Annotated in this window: 14 protein-coding genes; 11 read left to right on the forward strand and 3 right to left on the reverse strand. The window is 57.4% G+C overall.

From position 1 onward, the window contains the following. The 11 genes from HMPREF0574_RS03020 to HMPREF0574_RS03065 form a co-directional block, all read left to right on the forward strand. Positions 1–1,848, forward strand: a 1,848-nt coding sequence (locus HMPREF0574_RS03020; RefSeq protein ID WP_004007212.1) for a phage tail protein, incomplete at its 5' end; no start/stop codon positions are given. Between the two features lie 2 nt (positions 1,849–1,850). Beyond that, positions 1,851–2,543: a hypothetical protein gene (locus tag HMPREF0574_RS03025; RefSeq protein WP_004007213.1), complete on the forward strand. Its 693-nt coding sequence runs from the start codon at positions 1,851–1,853 to the stop codon at positions 2,541–2,543. Between the two features lie 76 nt (positions 2,544–2,619). Beyond that, positions 2,620–5,301 carry a phage tail spike protein gene (locus HMPREF0574_RS03030; protein WP_004007214.1) on the forward strand — a complete coding sequence of 894 codons (2,682 nt, stop codon included), beginning with the start codon at positions 2,620–2,622 and terminating at the stop codon, positions 5,299–5,301. Positions 5,302–5,315: 14 nt separating this feature from the next. After that, the gene (locus HMPREF0574_RS03035) at positions 5,316–5,738 is read left to right on the forward strand and encodes a DUF1617 family protein (RefSeq protein WP_004007215.1); all 423 of its coding nucleotides are present in this window, start codon (positions 5,316–5,318) and stop codon (positions 5,736–5,738) included. Continuing rightward, entirely contained in the window at positions 5,735–5,953 is a 219-nt protein-coding gene (locus HMPREF0574_RS03040; protein WP_004007216.1) for a hypothetical protein, read from the forward strand. The genes HMPREF0574_RS03035 and HMPREF0574_RS03040 overlap by 4 nt, the downstream gene beginning before the upstream one ends. Before the next feature lie 82 nt (positions 5,954–6,035). After that, positions 6,036–6,491 (forward strand): phage holin family protein, encoded by a 456-nt coding sequence (locus HMPREF0574_RS03045; protein WP_036324861.1) that lies wholly within the window; start codon positions 6,036–6,038, stop codon positions 6,489–6,491. Beyond that, positions 6,491–7,324 (forward strand): N-acetylmuramoyl-L-alanine amidase, encoded by an 834-nt coding sequence (locus HMPREF0574_RS03050; protein ID WP_004007218.1) that lies wholly within the window; start codon positions 6,491–6,493, stop codon positions 7,322–7,324. Before HMPREF0574_RS03045 ends, HMPREF0574_RS03050 begins: the two co-directional genes overlap by 1 nt. A gap of 222 nt (positions 7,325–7,546) precedes the next feature. After that, entirely contained in the window at positions 7,547–7,966 is a 420-nt protein-coding gene (locus tag HMPREF0574_RS09385) for a terminase gpP N-terminus-related DNA-binding protein (RefSeq protein WP_115255760.1), read from the forward strand. Then, entirely contained in the window at positions 7,963–8,163 is a 201-nt protein-coding gene (locus HMPREF0574_RS03055; protein WP_004007219.1) for a hypothetical protein, read from the forward strand. Before HMPREF0574_RS09385 ends, HMPREF0574_RS03055 begins: the two co-directional genes overlap by 4 nt. Before the next feature lie 47 nt (positions 8,164–8,210). Further along, positions 8,211–9,863 (forward strand): recombinase family protein, encoded by a 1,653-nt coding sequence (locus tag HMPREF0574_RS03060; protein ID WP_004007220.1) that lies wholly within the window; start codon positions 8,211–8,213, stop codon positions 9,861–9,863. A 3-nt stretch (positions 9,864–9,866) separates the two neighbouring features. Beyond that, entirely contained in the window at positions 9,867–11,444 is a 1,578-nt protein-coding gene (locus HMPREF0574_RS03065; protein WP_004007221.1) for a recombinase family protein, read from the forward strand. Positions 11,445–11,478: 34 nt separating this feature from the next. Here HMPREF0574_RS03065 and HMPREF0574_RS03070 read toward each other — a convergent pair whose 3' ends face one another. The 3 genes from HMPREF0574_RS03070 to HMPREF0574_RS03080 all read right to left on the reverse strand — a co-directional run bounded on the left by HMPREF0574_RS03070 (position 11,479) and on the right by HMPREF0574_RS03080 (position 15,466). Continuing rightward, on the reverse strand, positions 11,479–12,753 hold the full coding sequence (locus tag HMPREF0574_RS03070; protein ID WP_236585837.1) for an AlbA family DNA-binding domain-containing protein: 1,275 nt from the start codon (positions 12,751–12,753) through the stop codon (positions 11,479–11,481). 83 nt (positions 12,754–12,836) lie between these two features. Next, entirely contained in the window at positions 12,837–13,955 is a 1,119-nt protein-coding gene (locus HMPREF0574_RS03075) for a hypothetical protein (protein ID WP_004007223.1), read from the reverse strand. 485 nt (positions 13,956–14,440) lie between these two features. Beyond that, positions 14,441–15,466 (reverse strand): virulence RhuM family protein, encoded by a 1,026-nt coding sequence (locus tag HMPREF0574_RS03080; RefSeq protein ID WP_036325040.1) that lies wholly within the window; start codon positions 15,464–15,466, stop codon positions 14,441–14,443. Between the last annotated feature and the right edge of the window lie 186 nt (positions 15,467–15,652).

A 15,652-nucleotide genomic window follows, 5' to 3' on the forward strand; every position in this document is an offset into this window, starting at 1 on the left:
GGTGATGCGGTGAAGATGGAGTCGCTAACGCTCGCCTTCGCCCAGATGTCTTCGACTGGCAAGTTGACTGGTCAGGATTTGAACCAGATGATTAACGCCGGTTTCAACCCTTTAGAGGAGATTTCCCGTAAGACCGGTAAAAGTATCGGTGAGCTCAAAGAAGAAATGGCTAAGGGCGCGATCAGCGCTGACATGGTCGCTGACGCATTCGCCAGTGCTACTGCTGAGGGTGGGCGGTTTTATGGGGCGATGGATGCCCAGTCCAAAACCTTCTCTGGTCAGCTCGCTACGCTCAAAGACGGGGTCGATAACCTAAAAGGTCTATTGGCTGGAGGTTTGACCACGGCTTTGGCTGGCACGGTTATGCCGATGGTTAATGGTTGGGTCGATGAGCTCACGAGCGCTTTCGAGACCGGTGGCGCGCCAGCCCTGATCGAGGCCTTCGGGCAAATCCTGAAAGAAGCACTGGCATTTATCGCCGAACAGCTCCCACAGGTGGTTGAGACCGGCATGAGCATTTTGACCGCGCTCCTTGATGGGATTATCAAGGTGTTGCCACAAGTAGCTGAGACGGCGGTGACGCTGATTATCGCGCTGGTCGAGGCAATCATCGAAGCGTTGCCGTCTTTGTTGGAGGCGGCGATTCAGATCATCGCCACCCTCGTCTCTGGGATTGGCGAAGCGCTACCTGAGTTGATTCCTGCGGCGGTGGAGATGCTTATGGCTTTGGTGCAGGGCCTGGTCGATAACCTCCCGTTGCTTCTTGATGCGGCGTTGCAGCTCATCACCGGACTTACCGAAGGTTTGATCGCAGCCATCCCCGTCATTATCGAAGCCCTCCCGCAGATCATCACCGGCATAGTGACCTTCCTCGTCGGGGCGATCCCGCAAATCATCGAAGCAGGAATCCAGCTACTGACCGCGTTGATTGGCGCGCTGCCTCAGATCATCACAGCGATTGTGGCGGCTTTGCCCCAGGTTATTACCGCAATCGTGGGCGGTGTGGTCGGCGCGATCCCACAGCTCATCGAAGCAGGAATCCAGCTACTGACGGCGTTAATTGGGGCGTTGCCGCAAATCATTACAACGATCGTTGCCGCGTTGCCGCAGATCATCGGCGCGATTGTGTCGGCGATTGGTGGGGCGATTCCGCAACTCGTCAAAGCAGGCATCCAACTCTTGACCGCGTTGGTGCGAAACCTTCCGCAGATCATCTCCACGATCGTCGCCGCAATCCCATCGATTATTTCTGGGATTCTGTCTGCTGTTGGTCAGGGCGTGTGGCAGATGGTGGAGGCGGGCCAGAACCTCGTCTACGGCCTGTGGAATGGCATCCAAGGCTTGGCGGGCTGGTTGTGGAATCGGGTCTCGAACTGGGCAAGCGGGATTTGGGACTCCATCACCGGTTTCTTCGGCATCCACTCACCGTCTCGCAAGATGGCGTGGGCAGGACGGATGCTCGTCGAAGGCCTCGCCGGCTCGATCAAAACCGATGGCAACAAAGCCGTCACCGCAGCTACTGGTTTGGCTAGGGACACGATGGATGCCTTTGCCGATCTCGAAGACGGGCTGAGCATCCCGATCGAGGCGGTGGCGGATCTGCAGGTACCGGCCGTTGATCTCACCCCACAACCCATAGCTATCAATCGCGATACTAGTGGCGGTGCTGATAGTGAGCGTGTGGATGTCGCGAGCATCGTCGATGCCACAGCAAAGCACATCCTGTCCTCGCTGGACATTAGCGTGACGCTCTCGGATGGGACGCTGGTTGGCAAACTCGCACCTGCTCTCGACAAACAACTCGCGCGCCTTGATCGGCGGCAGGCCGTGATGGCAGGAGGCTACTGATCATGTTTGGCTTCACTCTGAACAACACAGTGACTTCCGTATCGCTTGGGCTGCGACTCGTCGCGCCGGTGGCGATTCCCGCTGCTGTCCGTGCGGTGGATGATATTGAGGTCGAAGGCCGAGCCGGGACCCTGACCAGGTTCACGGGCTGGGAGGATACCGAGATCGAGCTTGAGCTCGCCGTTCCTATCCGTGACGGGCTCCACCAGTATCGAAAAGCCGCTCACGAGCTGACGGGCGCTTCGACGATCGCGTTGACTGCCGAGCCTGGTGTTTACCGCAAGGTCAAACACTGCGAAGTGAGCGAACTACGGCGTGAGTTGTCGGGGTGGGGTTTCTTCACTGCGCGCCTGACCTGCCAGCCCTTCAGCTATTTGTCTGAGGGCTTGAAGCCGGTAACGATGTCGGAGTCGGGGACGATCACTAACCCCGGCCTACTCGATGCGGATCCGATCATCACGGTTACTGGTACCGGGGCGTTGTCTTTGACGATCAATGCGCGTGTCTATCACGTGAATTCGCCAGCAGGCTCTATCACGCTCGACAGCGCGCGTCTCGTCGCACACGTATCTGGTCGTGTGCAGACGGATGCGCTCAGTGAAGCATTCCCAACCTTCAAACCTGGGGTCAATCGGATCACGCTCGGTGCGGGTATCTCACAAGTGGCCATTGTGCCGAATTGGCGCAACCCCTAAACCGCTCTCACTCATCTCACTTTGATGGCCGCCCCTTTGTATGGGGTGGTCATTGTCTTGTCTGGAAGGCACCCTCATGATTACGGTTCACGACCGCACCGCCACGACATTTACCACCACCGGGCTAGGAGTCTTGGATCGGGAGATCATCAGCCCGATCGTGGTCGAAGAACTAGGTGGCGAATTCTCCCTGACCTTCACCTACCCGGCAGACGACCCTTCAGCCGCGTACCTCGTAGTGGAAAACATTGTGGCCGCACCCGTGCCAAGGCTGGAGCAACGTCAGGGTTTCCGCATCAATGAGGTTGTCACTACGCTCGACGGCTTTCTCGAAGTCACCGCGTTTCACGTGTTCTATGATCTGGCGGCGAACCTCATCGCCGACACCTACGTGGTCAACAAAACCGCGAAAGGTGCACTCACGCAGATCCTTGGGGCGGCAAACACTAAGCACGGGTTTACTGCCACCAGTTCGGATACGGTGACGCGATCATCGGCGCGAATGGTGCGCATGCCCATCGCCGTCGCGCTCATGGATGCGGGTGAGGATAATTCGTTCGCTTCGCGTTGGGGCGGCGAACTGGCCCGCGATAATTTCCATATCCATCACGCGTCCATGCGCGGAGCCAACCACGGGGTGGTCATCCGTGACCGCAAGAACCTCACTGGCTTCGAATCATCCATTGATTTTTCGACGGTGGTGACGCGGATTTTGCCGGTCGGCTACGACGGCCTCTTACTTCCTGAACTCTATGTGGATTCGCCTAAGCTCAGCGATTATGTGGTGCCTCGTATCCGCGTCATCCGCTACGGACAAGTCAAAGCCATCACGGATAAAGACAACCCGCGTGAAGGCGGGCTTCCGCTCGACCAAGCACACGCGCAGTTGCGCCATCTGGCAGCAGCAGAATTCAGCGCCAAGCATGTGGATGAGCCGTCCGCTTCGTACAAGATACGCTTCACTGACCTTTCACAAACCCGTGAATACGCTGATCTCGCACGCCTGGAAACCGTCGAACTCGGTGACACCGTGACCGTCCGCCACGCTGATCTTGGTGTCGCGCTTACGGCACGGGTAGTGGCATACGAATACAACCCGCTCACAGGCCAGTACATCTCGGTCGAACTGGGTTCTACTGCTCGGAAGTTCACGTCCGTCACCCGGCAAGTCAAAACCGCCACCGATACGGCGGTGGCTGCATCGGATACGGCAGGGTTCGCGTTGGCTAGTGCGGATGGGAAGAACACCAACCACTACGGCACCACCCAGCCCGCCAATGCCAGGCTGGGTGACACATGGTTCAAGAGCAACGGCGAAACAACCGAAATCTGGATCTACCGGCTCACCGACACCGGGCAGCCTGGCTGGGTGGCACTCGCTACTGACCTGAACCATGCCCAGATCAGCGCGGAACTCGACGCCGCCCGCGCAGAGGTCGACCACGCCCTCGCCGCTGCACACGACGCACAAACCGCCGCCGATGCTGTCGCCACTCAGATGGCTTCGGCGCAGGTGGAGATCGACCAGGCCAAGACCGCTGCCGCTGGTGCTACCCAGTTGGCGCAGGATGCCCACGACGTTGCGATGACTTCGGATGGGCGGCTCACGGTTGCCGTTGTTGACCCGAGCGTGGCGGACGCGGCTGGCCGACCGGAGGGCGCGCTATGGCAAGTGCGTGTAGACGGCGTGATTGCCCGCCAATACATCCTCACCAACCACCAATGGGAACAGACACCGGTGGGTGCTGCGATGATCGGGTCGAAAGCGATCAGCCAAGCACACATTGCAGACGCCGCCATCGGCACCGCACACATCGCGGACGCCGCGATCACCGACGCGAAAATCGGGTCGCTCTCGGCCTCGAAGATCACCTCCGGGTATTTAGCTGCTGGGCGGATTGCCGCCGGATCGATCACGTCCGACAAGTTGACGATCGCCAACGGGTTTATTACGAATGCGATGATCAAGGACGCGGCGGTCACGTCGGCGAAGATAGCTGCGCTGGATGCTGGCAAGATCACCACCGGCTACCTCAACGCCGCTCGGATTGGGGCGCGGTCGATTACGGCCGACAAGCTCGCGACCAACGCCATCCAAGTAGGCCTGGCAGGTTGGACGCAATCTATCCGCATCACGCCCACGCAGATCGCTTGGTATGACGGGACCACCCTGGAGGGCAAGATTACGAGCGCTGGTATGCAGTTTTGGTACGGCACTAGGTATATCGGTGAGTTCGCGCGACGGGCTCATAAGGACAAGCCGAATGTGCAAGGCATCGTGAACCAGCTTGCTTACAAAGGCGACTACGTGGCCTGGACCTACCAGAAGGCAGACGGCGGCACCTACTACACCTGCCTGACGTTGGATCCGAAGGGATTGTTTTACGGGCAGGCAGGTATCCACCTCGGCTCCGATCTGCGTACTGGTGGCTATAAGTTCTACACGACCGGCTCACGATATGTGACCTTGCAGGACTGCACGCTGACGGGCAAGGGAACCTATTCGGGCTGGGTGGGACAAAGCGGGCTGTCGAAAATCGTCTTCCACACCTATGACCTGATGGTGGTCACTAACGGCTCGTATTACAACATGACCCGTCTCTTTGATCGCACTAAGGATTTGATGTCGCGAATGAACGCGATCCTGAGCCTGCTCAATCAAGGCTGGATCACATCCATCTCCGGAACCGGGTCGAACATCACGTGGCGGTACTTCTCCAACACTGGCTTATCGGCCATGTCCACCAACCTCGCATAGAAAAGGAAACACTGATGAAGATCATGCTCGCCAACCAGTATTTGCAACCCATCGCAGACCTACTCACCAATATGCCGCTCAAGGCCGCTCAGTCCCGTGCTCGCTCCAAACTCCTCACGCTAGTGAAGGAAGCGATTGCACGGTTCGGGGAAGACGAATACGACCTCGTCACTCACTACGCGACCCTCGGCGAGAACGGCCGCCCCGTCTTTGCGGACGATGGCACGTTCGTCCTCGCTGACCCTGACAAGGCCAGTGAATTCCTTGACGCACGTACCGAGTTGCTGGCCTCGGTTGCGGAAGTCTCCGGCCCAACCTACGACGGCCACGAAGCAGACATCCGCCAGCTTCTTGATGGCTATGAGGGTGAGCTTTCTGGCGAAGCGGCTGAAGCCTACGACGTCCTTTACGACGCCATCACCAAGGACAACCAATGAGCATTGAAAACGAGAAAACAGAGCTGACCCAACCCTCCGCTCATGAATCCTCTTCCGGTGATGAGGTTCAGCTTCCGATCGTCCCAGTTGAGTCAGATGCCACGCCCTCACCACCAGCAGAGACCATCGAAGCCCAAGAACTCCCAGCGCCCAAGGCGGCGTCCTTCGACTTGAGCCTGCCAATTCTCGAGGTCCTCACCGACCCGACCATGTAGCCCAGTACTACACCAATTTTTAGATGCCTTCACCCCAGATGGGTGTGGGCAATTTTTTATGCCCACGAAAGGAATCATTCCCATGTCTCTTCACGCCATCTGGCACGCCATCCAAACCGGGATCGCTGGTATTGGTGCCTGGCTCGCCGCTTATCTTGGAGGCCTCGACGGCCTCGTCTATGCGCTGATCGTCTTCGCGATCGCCGACTACATCACCGGGGTGCTCGCCGCCATCAACGAACGCCGCCTCAGCTCATCGGTTGGTTTTAGGGGTATCAGCCGAAAGATCCTCATCTTCACCCTCGTCGGACTAGCCCATTTGATCGACGTCCACATCCTCGGTGCACCCGGCGTGCTACGTGCGGCGGTCATCTTCTTCTACCTATCCAACGAAGGCATCTCACTGGTCGAAAACGCCACCCGCCTCGGCCTACCCGTCCCATCCCAAATGCGCGGCGCGCTCGATGCGATCGCCAACCGCGCCGAAACCAGACCCTCACTGACCGAACCACCAACCACTGAAAAGGAGATTCACTGATGAAGAATTGGAACACGCTTGAGGCCGACATCGACCTCATCATGAACACACACTACACACCCGGCCGCAACGGCAGGCGGATCGATAAGGTCATCATCCACCACAACGCAGGCAACCTCACCATCAGGGGCTGCTACGACGTGTGGCAGTCCCGTCCTGCTTCCGCCCACTACCAAGTCCAAACCGACGGCACAATCGGCCAGCTCGTATGGGACCGCGACACCGCTTGGCATGCGGGCAACTTTGCCGCCAACACCACCAGTATCGGCATCGAACACGCCGACATGGCCAGTGATCCATGGACTGTATCCGAGGCCTGCCTTGATAACGGAGCGCACCTCGTCGCGGCCGTTTGCAAGTTCTACGGTCTTGGCCGACCGGCCTGGGGTAAGAACGTGTTCGGACACAAGGACTTCTCTGCAACTGCTTGCCCAGCGTCTCTTGCTGGTTCCCAGCATGCCGCCTACATGGCCCGCGCACAGTCTTGGTATGACCAGATGACCGGCACTGCTACTACACCTGTACCTGCGCCTGCACCCGCTCCTGCAGCACCGAACATCGACGCTCTCGCCGATGCAGTGATTCGCGGCGAGTACGGCAACGGTGATGAACGTAAGCGACGTCTCGGAACCAACTATGCCGCTGTTCAGGCTCGCGTGAACGAAAAGCTCTTAGGCAACGCGCCCGCCCCGAAGCCAGCAGGGCCCAACATTGATGCCCTCGCTGACGCCGTGATCCGCGGCGACTATGGCAATGGTGAGGAACGTAAGCGCCGCTTGGGCAACCTCTACAGCGCCGTCCAGGCACGAGTCAACGCCAAGCTCGGCTATTAACCCCACGTTGCTCCGGCGAAACTTAGCCCCGCTGCTACCCGTCATGGGCGGTGGCGGGGCTTTTCGTCGTCTCTGGGGAGGTTGCTCTCAGCCGTCCGGATTCGGCGGGTGTCGGGGGCGTATGGGTGAGCAGGTGTTCGCGGCCCGTCCGGCTTCACGGCCGCTGGTGCCTGACAGATGAAGCCGCCCGCCTGGGTGGTTCGGATGGAAAGGAGCCAGCCAATGACTGCAGTGACATCAACCCAGCAGGAACGGATCACGATGATGCGCCGAGCCGGGGTGACTTACGCGAACATCGCCACTCACATCGGTATAAACCCCAACACGGTCAAGACGTGGTGTCGCCGTGCCGGAATTACCCCCGACACGTCTGTTCCGCAGGTCGTTGATCCAGTCGGGGTGTGGTGCCTGTCGTGCGGGGCACCGATTGCGTCTGCCCGTCCGGCGAAGTTCTGCTGTGAGGCGTGTCGGCGTTCGTGGTGGCACGCTCACCCCGAAGCAGGGCAACGGAGCGCGTTCTATGAGTTCACCTGCCCCGAGTGCGGGCAGGGATTCGCCGCCTACGGCAACAAGACACGCGTGTACTGCTCTCACGCTTGCTACATCCGCCACAGGTTCGGCACCCGAGGTGGCCGCCGATGACACCTACCCAACTTCGTGCCGAAACGACAACGGCACTCGCGCTCGCCCGACTCGACAACCTCACACGATCCGGTGTCCTCACGCCAGCGCAGGCGGCCAGTGTCGCGACCAGGATCGCTGCTGATGCGGGTGCGGAAATCGGGGCGTTGAAGGCACAAACCTTGGTTGACTTCGCGGTCGATCAGAGTGATGTATAGATGTGCAAAGGATACAAAATCCCTAGTCAGACAAGGAAAAGCAGTCCATGGTGATGATGGAGCGGGTGACCCCGCCACCCCAGAGAGCAGGGACACGAAAGGTCGCGGCGTATGCCCGGATTTCGATGGAAACCGACCGGACCCCGAAATCACTGTCGGCACAGATCTCCCACTACTCCGAACTGATCCAATCGACACCCGGCTGGGAGTATGCCGGCGTGTTCGCCGACTCCGGCATCTCGGGCACCACCACCAACCGACCCCAATTCCAGTCCATGCTCGACTGTGCCCGCACCGGAGAGATCGACCTGATCCTCACAAAGTCAATCTCTCGGTTCGCCCGCAACACCGTCGACCTGTTGGAAACCATCCGCGAGTTGAAAACCCTCGGCGTGGAAGTCAGGTTCGAAAAGGAGAACATCTCCACGTTCTCCGCCGACGGGGAACTCGTGCTCACCCTGCTCGCCTCCTTCGCGCAAGCCGAATCCGAGCAGATCAGCCAGAACGTGAAATGGCGGGTGCGCAAAGGCTTCGAGCAAGGCAAAGCCAACGGCTTCCACCTCTACGGCTACACAGACTCCGCCGACGCCACCGATGTGGAGATCGTCGAGGCCGAGGCCGAGGTGGTGCGTCTGGTCTACCGCAACTACCTAGCCAACATTTCCTGCGAACAAACCGCCGCTCAACTCGAGGCTGACGGTGTGCGCTCGCGCGCCGGTGAGCCCATCAGGCCTGAAACATTGCGTTCGTGGCTGCGCATGGAAACCTACACCGGAACCCTCACCTTGGGCAGATGGGTCAAAGGACGACTGGGAGAACACTCCAAACCCAACACCGGTGAAGCCGACATGTACCGGGTCGAAAATGCCATCCCAGCGATCATCGACCACGAGACCTTCCAAGCCGTCCAGGAAGAACGCACCCGCAGACGCTCCCTCGGCGCACGAGCAAATAAAGCGATCCCCACGACTACTTTCACCCACATGGTGTACTGCCTAGCATGCGAGAAGTACTACCGTTCCTCGGTCAATGTTGCCTATGACGGGTCGCGCCGACGTAAATGGGTGTGCGCGACGAACCGAGAAAAAGGGCACGGATGCGCCTCTAAACGCATCCCGCAACCCTCACTCGAACAAGTCGTCTGCGAAGCCCTCAACCTCGAAGCCTTCAACGAGGACGTGTTCGCCAAGCTGGTCCAGCGCATCGATGTTCCCGATTCGGACACCGCAATCGTGGTCTTGAAAAACGGCACCACCTCCACGCACACGCTGCATTACCCGTCGTATCGCAAAGACCACTGGAACACTCCCGGCTACAGAGAACGCCACAGCCAAAAACTACGCGCATACTGGGCAAACCTCACCGATGAAGAGCGCGCCACCATCAGTAAGCAGCGCTCCAAAACCAGGCAAGCAGAACCCGCCGAAAAGAAAACCTCACGGTCAAACAGGGCGAAGGCTGCATGGACGCCCGAGCGTCGCGCACGACAATCCGAGATCGCGAAACGGGTCAACGCCCAGCTGGGAGAAGAAGGCCGCCGGGAACGCTCACGCAAAGCCCAGCAAGCCATCGCTGCTGATCCTTCCGTGGCTGAGCGCAAACGACGGAAAATGCTCGACCACTGGGCCAATCCCGACTATCGCGCCTCAACCACAGAGGCGATGAAAGGCTCCAGGCGCACAACCAAGGTAGGAGAATAAGACGTGGTACGAACGATCACCACGATCCCAGCAACCCGCAAGCTCTACAGCGGAGCCAGCCTGAACGCACCAGCGATCAAACGCGTCGCAGGCTACGCTCGCGTGTCCACCGACCACGAAGACCAGGTCACCTCCTATGCGGCGCAAGTCGATTACTACACCCGCTACATCACCGAACACGCTGGCTGGAAGCTCGCCGGGATCTACACCGACGAAGGCATCACCGGCACCTCCACCAAACGCCGCGTCGGATTCCAAACCATGATCGCCGACGCACTCGCGGGCAAGATCGACCTCATCATCACCAAGTCCGTCTCTCGGTTCGCCCGCAATACCGTCGACTCGCTCACCACCGTGCGCCAGTTGAAGGACGCCGGAGTGGAGGTGTACTTCGAAAAGGAGAACATCTGGACATTCGACGCCAAAGGCGAGTTGCTGATTACGATCATGAGCTCGCTCGCGCAGGAGGAAGCCCGTTCCATTTCCGAGAACGTCACGTGGGGGCACCGGAAACGGTTCGCGGATGGGAAAGTGACCGTTCCATTCAGCCGGTTCCTCGGCTACGACCGGGGTGAGGACGGCAACCTCGTCATCAACGAGGAACAAGCCAAGCTCGTGCGCTACATCTACACCCTCTACCTCGACGGCGGCTCCCTCACGGGAATCGCCAAACAACTCCAAGCAGAGGGACACAAGACCGCGTCCGGGAACCCGAACTGGTCAGCCCGCCAGGTGCGCAGCATCCTCACCAACGAGAAATACAAAGGTGACGCGCTGCTGCAGAAGTCCTACATCGCCGACTTCCTCACCAAGAAGCTGGTCAAGAACGAAGGCGAAGTACCCCAGTACTACGTCACCGGCAACCATGAGCCGATCATCGCCCCAGCCGTGTGGGACTTCGTCCAAGCAGAACTGACTGCCCCCGCCACGGGCAGGCGCTCCACATCCCGGCAGCGGACGTTCTCGGGCAAGATCAGGTGCGGGCAATGCGGCGCCTGGTACGGGTCGAAAACCTGGCATGCAGGCTCGAAATACGAGAAACGCATCTGGCGGTGCAACCACAAATACGCAGGCCGCATCCCATGCGCCACGCCGCACGTCAGTGACGAGCAGATCACAACAGCGTTCCTCGACGCCGTCCACCACCTCCTCGCCAACCGGGACCAGGTCGACGAGCTGGTCGACAAGGCCGTGCGCGCCGAGCTCGACACCACCGACCTGCACATCGAAGCCGACCAACTCTTCGCCCGTGTCGGTGCCGCCGCCGAAGCGATCGACGCGCTGATCGCCCGCAACGCCCGCGTCGCCCAAGACCAGACTGAATACCAGCGCCGCTTCGACAAACTCAACACCGAACATGCCCGGCTACTCGCCGACTACGACAAACTCCTAACCCAGATTAGCGACCTTGAGAGCCGGCAAGCCGCCTACCGCCACTACCGGGAAGAACTCGACAAACTCGACATCGACCACATCGAGTTCACCCCATACCTATGGCACACCCTCCTCGACCACGCCGAAATGGGAACCGCCGGCGCAATCATGTTCACGTTCAGGGACGGGACGACCACGCACTGCTGAGAACTCGGCTCGATCCTCTGGGGAACGAGCCGGACTACGGGGCTAACTCTTGCTCGTGATCTTTTGGCTCGGCCATGATCTTCAGAAATTGAACCCCGCCCTGGTTAATGAGATCGCGCGCAAGATCGTTCACATGAGGGAGCATCTCTAGGGGCGCGGCGAGCGGGTCAAATTCGACAGTGACAGGTTGGAACATCGAAATGGGTTCTGCATACTCTTCCGACAGGAGAAGGTTTGTTCTGCCCTCCGTGGTTCGGATGCAGATTGGTTCATCGCTGGCACCAACAAGTCCAGCTCGGATTCTGAACCCTCCGTTGGCTTGGCGTTCCTCAGCATGCCCTCGAAGCAGTGTGATGAAGCTGATGACCGCCGACTCAACGTCCCGAGACATGCAGTGGTTTGGTAGCCCCACCGGGTAATAGGGTTTGGCACCTTCGCCATCCGAAAGGTTGCCGAGCCTGTATGCCGCAAGGACAGTGGAATCGTCGTATAGATAAGTCCGATACTGAGCGCGCTCATCCGGGTAGCTACGAACAATCCATTGACGCATGCCGATCTTTACCTGCCCTCGCTCCCACGTGCGAGGCTGGTTCTGGCCGAACACCAACTCGGGGATAGGTTGCCGAGTGGTGAGCTGGTAGATGGTCTCTTGTGTGGGAGACTTTGCGTGCATCGTAGGTTGCAGAGGTAGGGCGGCAATTGCGATAAACACACCGTCGCCTGGCGTCAAAGCCTGTGATGCACGCACGAACTTTTCTTGAAGGTTTCGTTCTTGATCATCGGCGTATTGAAAACGTTCGCGGAACCCACGTTCTATTTCGCGGTCGCTCATGAATACCGTGTGCGGACCATTACGACGCGGTGCGATGAACGCATCGTCGCCTTTTCGGGCGAAGTGAGGGGCGTCCGGCGAGTCGGGAACTCGCATAGCTACCACATTGCCACTCTCCGTGGCGAGGGCGTGGAACTCCAGCCCCAGGACAGGTGGGCCGATCTTTGCGTATGCAACCCGCAGAATTCGCTGCTGGATGTCAGCGGACCAGGGCACCGGCGTGAGTTCAGATGCAGCGTTGCGCTCTCCGTCTTCGGCAACCCCGAAAACGATCCAGCCACCACCGCTATTTGCCATAGCGGCGATGTCCTTCGCGGCTTCCTCGTCCCATTTGGGCTTCCTAGGATCGTAGAGCTGCTGCTTCCAGTCGAGATCGACGCTCTCCTCAACCCCGCTCTTAATTGCTTGTTCGATGAGGGGGAGCGAGAATTCACCAGACGGAAGGCCCAATGCACGGTGGATCGGCGAAAATACCATACTCATCCCTCCTGATCACGTGGCCGACGGCGCTGGAAGGTGCGACCGTGTGGGATGAACCAATCATCTCTCATTTGAACCACTCACGCAGCCAACGCGAGTGTGCCGCCATTTTGTATCCAAGTCGGGTTGAAAGCTTCAAGCACAACATCGTCAATTTTAATATCCAAAAGCTCACACATTAGATCTGTAATATGACGGGGTGTCAAAATGATACCGAGAGTCTGACCGTCACCGCCTGAATAGCTCATAAACTCGCCATAAAAGCGCCCTATGAAATCCTCTGAGGTTTTCTGGTACTTGATATTTTTGAAGACGCGCTCATAAAGGAACTCCGTGTAAAATCTTAACGGCGTCTTCTTGCCTAACGCGTCGTTTTTTTCGTTAAGCCTGAAACTAGTCTTTAGGATAGAAAACTCAGAAAGTAGTTTGTCCTTCTTTGCATCCGGCCCCACGTTGGAGCGGGTCAGACGTGTACGAATAGCCCTTATCAGCTTATCACCATCCCGATTGTCTGAAACCTCGTCACCCTTTAAAGAGTCAATACTGAATCCACCAAACTCGATTTCGTCAAGAGCTAGTAGAATACCGGCTACAACAAGTGGCTTGTCCTGGTCTTTAAGCGTACCGTACGTACGAAGGTATTCATGCAGCTCCGCTGCATCTTTGAGAATCTGTTCTGTAGTCTTCTCGACATCTGTTGCCTCTTCAAGCACATATCGCGTATAATATTCTCTAATGTTCTGTGATGAGAACGATACGAACGACTCGATGTCTGGCAATTGCTTGTATCCCTCGCGGTCATCTACCCAAAGCGGGGTGATTATATGGTGCTTCTCGTCTCCGGAAATGCCTAATGCGAACACTTTCTTAAACGAGCTGTTTTGCGCAATGCGTTTACCATAGAAAAACGCACCATTCACAGCGTAGTCTGTGATTGCCTTCGAATCCGTAGCGATAACACCATCGTCAGTAAGGCTCATATGCTTGCCAGTATCTGCCTTATCTTCGATGACTAGGACGAAATCCTCAACCACAGCCACATATTCGGGAAATCCGACCCTACCAGTTCCTCGCTTCGATGCACTTTTAAGTGCCTCTTTAATTCCCTTAATTTCACTACCCTGTGGTTCGTATTCAATCCCGCACTCGTCGAGCTGCGAAGCAACCCACAAATCAAGCTTAGCTTCTTTCTTTGCCATTTATCCCCTTACTTCCTTACCTAACATTCATGGTTCACAATGCGCCCTGCGACGATGGAACGGAAGAACACGCTGAGCCTTAGCACGAACAGCTTCCAACCACCATCTAGTGCTCCTTTTTTCTTTTCATCATAGAAAAACGAGATAGCAGCATAACCCTATCTTCGGCAGATTAATATGCTAAGGCTTATGCTTGTCTCACTTCATGCTCTCACCGCAACAGCGCAAAGCCGTCTAGCCTCGCCGCCGTACTCGATTTCTTCCGAGTCAGATTTGAATCATTTTAGAGACTCGCGCAACAGTTCTACGATAGCCACAAATTTACGTTCTATGGGAACCACACTCCTCTCTCACTCGCGACCCCCTGCCAGGCCCCAAGAACTACATTGGATGGCTTTTGCCTGCCTTGGGTCACCTTTTGATTCACTCCCTGTTTAGTATCCAATTTCCTGCAATGACTACAGATTTGCGACCCCTACGGTGTTTCATCTCGCCTCGTCAAGGCGTTCGCATGCCTCCAGGGCTTTGGCAGCGAACTTGTCGAAGTCGGACTGATAGCTGGCGTCTTGGATGACGCGGTATTTCTTTAGTTCATCTTTGGCGGTCTGCTCAGCGATTTTTTGAGATACTTTCCCGGCATTTGCCAATAGTTCTCGGCTATCGAGGGTGAGGACTTGATCCAGGAATTCCGCCCACTGTTCCATGGTGGTCGGAATCTGTCGTTTCGCCCGTGATTCCGCGAGATTTAGATAGGCCTCCACGATTCGCCCCAGGTCGGATAACTCCTCTTTGGTGAGGTAGTTCTTGGCGACAGTCGCGTCACTGGTCAGCACTTTCCCATCCGGCGAGTTCTTCCAGGTTTTCAGCCCCATGTGCGGCTTAGCGGCATCGGCGCGCTCCGCGATGAGCTCGGCAGCGGTATGCCCGTGCACAGCGTAATGCAGCTTATTTTGCACAGTGGCAAAGAACGTCTTGGTAGTGGGGACAGCGGGATTGTAATCTACAGCAGTGGCGTAAATGTCAGTAATCTTTTGGTAAAACCGGCGTTCGGAAAGCCGAATCTCGCGGACTTCTTCGAGCAGTTCCTCGAAATAGTCCTGTCCCAAGACTTCGCCCGATTCCATGCGGGCACGATCAATGACATATCCGCGCAGGGTAAAGTCGCGCAGAATCCCGGTGGCCCACTGGCGGAACTGAGTGGCGCGAATGGAATTCACGCGGTAGCCCACCGAGATAATCGCGTCCAGGTTGTAGTGCTGAATCTGCCGCGCGACCTGGCGAGAGCCTTCTTGGCGAACTATTGGAAAAATTCCAATAGTTGCTTCTTCGGTCAGTTCTTTAGACTCAAAAATCTGTTGCAGATGGTAGTTAATAGTGCTCACATCCACATCAAACAGCTGTGCCATCAGCTTTTGCGTCAGCCAAATCGTGCCGTCTTGGTAACGCACTTCAATGCCCTCGCCCGCCTCAACCGTGAAGACCAGGAACTGCCCGGAATCATGCTTTATCATTGTCTGAAACTCGGCGTTTCCCAAGCTCGTTTGAAGTTTAGTCGTCTGCACCATCGCGCTTCTCTCGGTCGTTCTTTGGTGGGGTTTTCCGCACTCAACGCATCACTCATGAGTCTAAACCAAACCCCTCACACAAAAAGAGACCCTCTTAACCCGAACGGCAGCTACAAGAAGTGATCCGCAGCA

The sequence above is a fragment of the Mobiluncus curtisii subsp. curtisii ATCC 35241 genome (assembly GCF_000146285.1).
Classification (GTDB): Bacteria; Actinomycetota; Actinomycetes; order Actinomycetales; family Actinomycetaceae; genus Mobiluncus; species Mobiluncus curtisii.

What these genes read in the sequence shown, in the direction of transcription:
- HMPREF0574_RS03075 (WP_004007223.1), bottom strand. Translation starts at nt 13,955, where the DNA reads ATGGCAAAGAAAGAAGCTAAGCTTGATTTGTGGGTTGCTTCGCAGCTC.
- HMPREF0574_RS03050 (WP_004007218.1), top strand. Translation starts at nt 6,491, where the DNA reads ATGAAGAATTGGAACACGCTTGAGGCCGACATCGACCTCATCATGAAC.
- HMPREF0574_RS03045 (WP_036324861.1), top strand. Translation starts at nt 6,036, where the DNA reads ATGTCTCTTCACGCCATCTGGCACGCCATCCAAACCGGGATCGCTGGT.
- HMPREF0574_RS09385 (WP_115255760.1), top strand. Translation starts at nt 7,547, where the DNA reads ATGACTGCAGTGACATCAACCCAGCAGGAACGGATCACGATGATGCGC.
- HMPREF0574_RS03060 (WP_004007220.1), top strand. Translation starts at nt 8,211, where the DNA reads ATGGTGATGATGGAGCGGGTGACCCCGCCACCCCAGAGAGCAGGGACA.
- HMPREF0574_RS03055 (WP_004007219.1), top strand. Translation starts at nt 7,963, where the DNA reads ATGACACCTACCCAACTTCGTGCCGAAACGACAACGGCACTCGCGCTC.
- HMPREF0574_RS03030 (WP_004007214.1), top strand. Translation starts at nt 2,620, where the DNA reads ATGATTACGGTTCACGACCGCACCGCCACGACATTTACCACCACCGGG.
- HMPREF0574_RS03080 (WP_036325040.1), bottom strand. Translation starts at nt 15,466, where the DNA reads ATGATAAAGCATGATTCCGGGCAGTTCCTGGTCTTCACGGTTGAGGCG.
- HMPREF0574_RS03035 (WP_004007215.1), top strand. Translation starts at nt 5,316, where the DNA reads ATGAAGATCATGCTCGCCAACCAGTATTTGCAACCCATCGCAGACCTA.
- HMPREF0574_RS03025 (WP_004007213.1), top strand. Translation starts at nt 1,851, where the DNA reads ATGTTTGGCTTCACTCTGAACAACACAGTGACTTCCGTATCGCTTGGG.
- HMPREF0574_RS03070 (WP_236585837.1), bottom strand. Translation starts at nt 12,753, where the DNA reads ATGGTATTTTCGCCGATCCACCGTGCATTGGGCCTTCCGTCTGGTGAA.
- HMPREF0574_RS03040 (WP_004007216.1), top strand. Translation starts at nt 5,735, where the DNA reads ATGAGCATTGAAAACGAGAAAACAGAGCTGACCCAACCCTCCGCTCAT.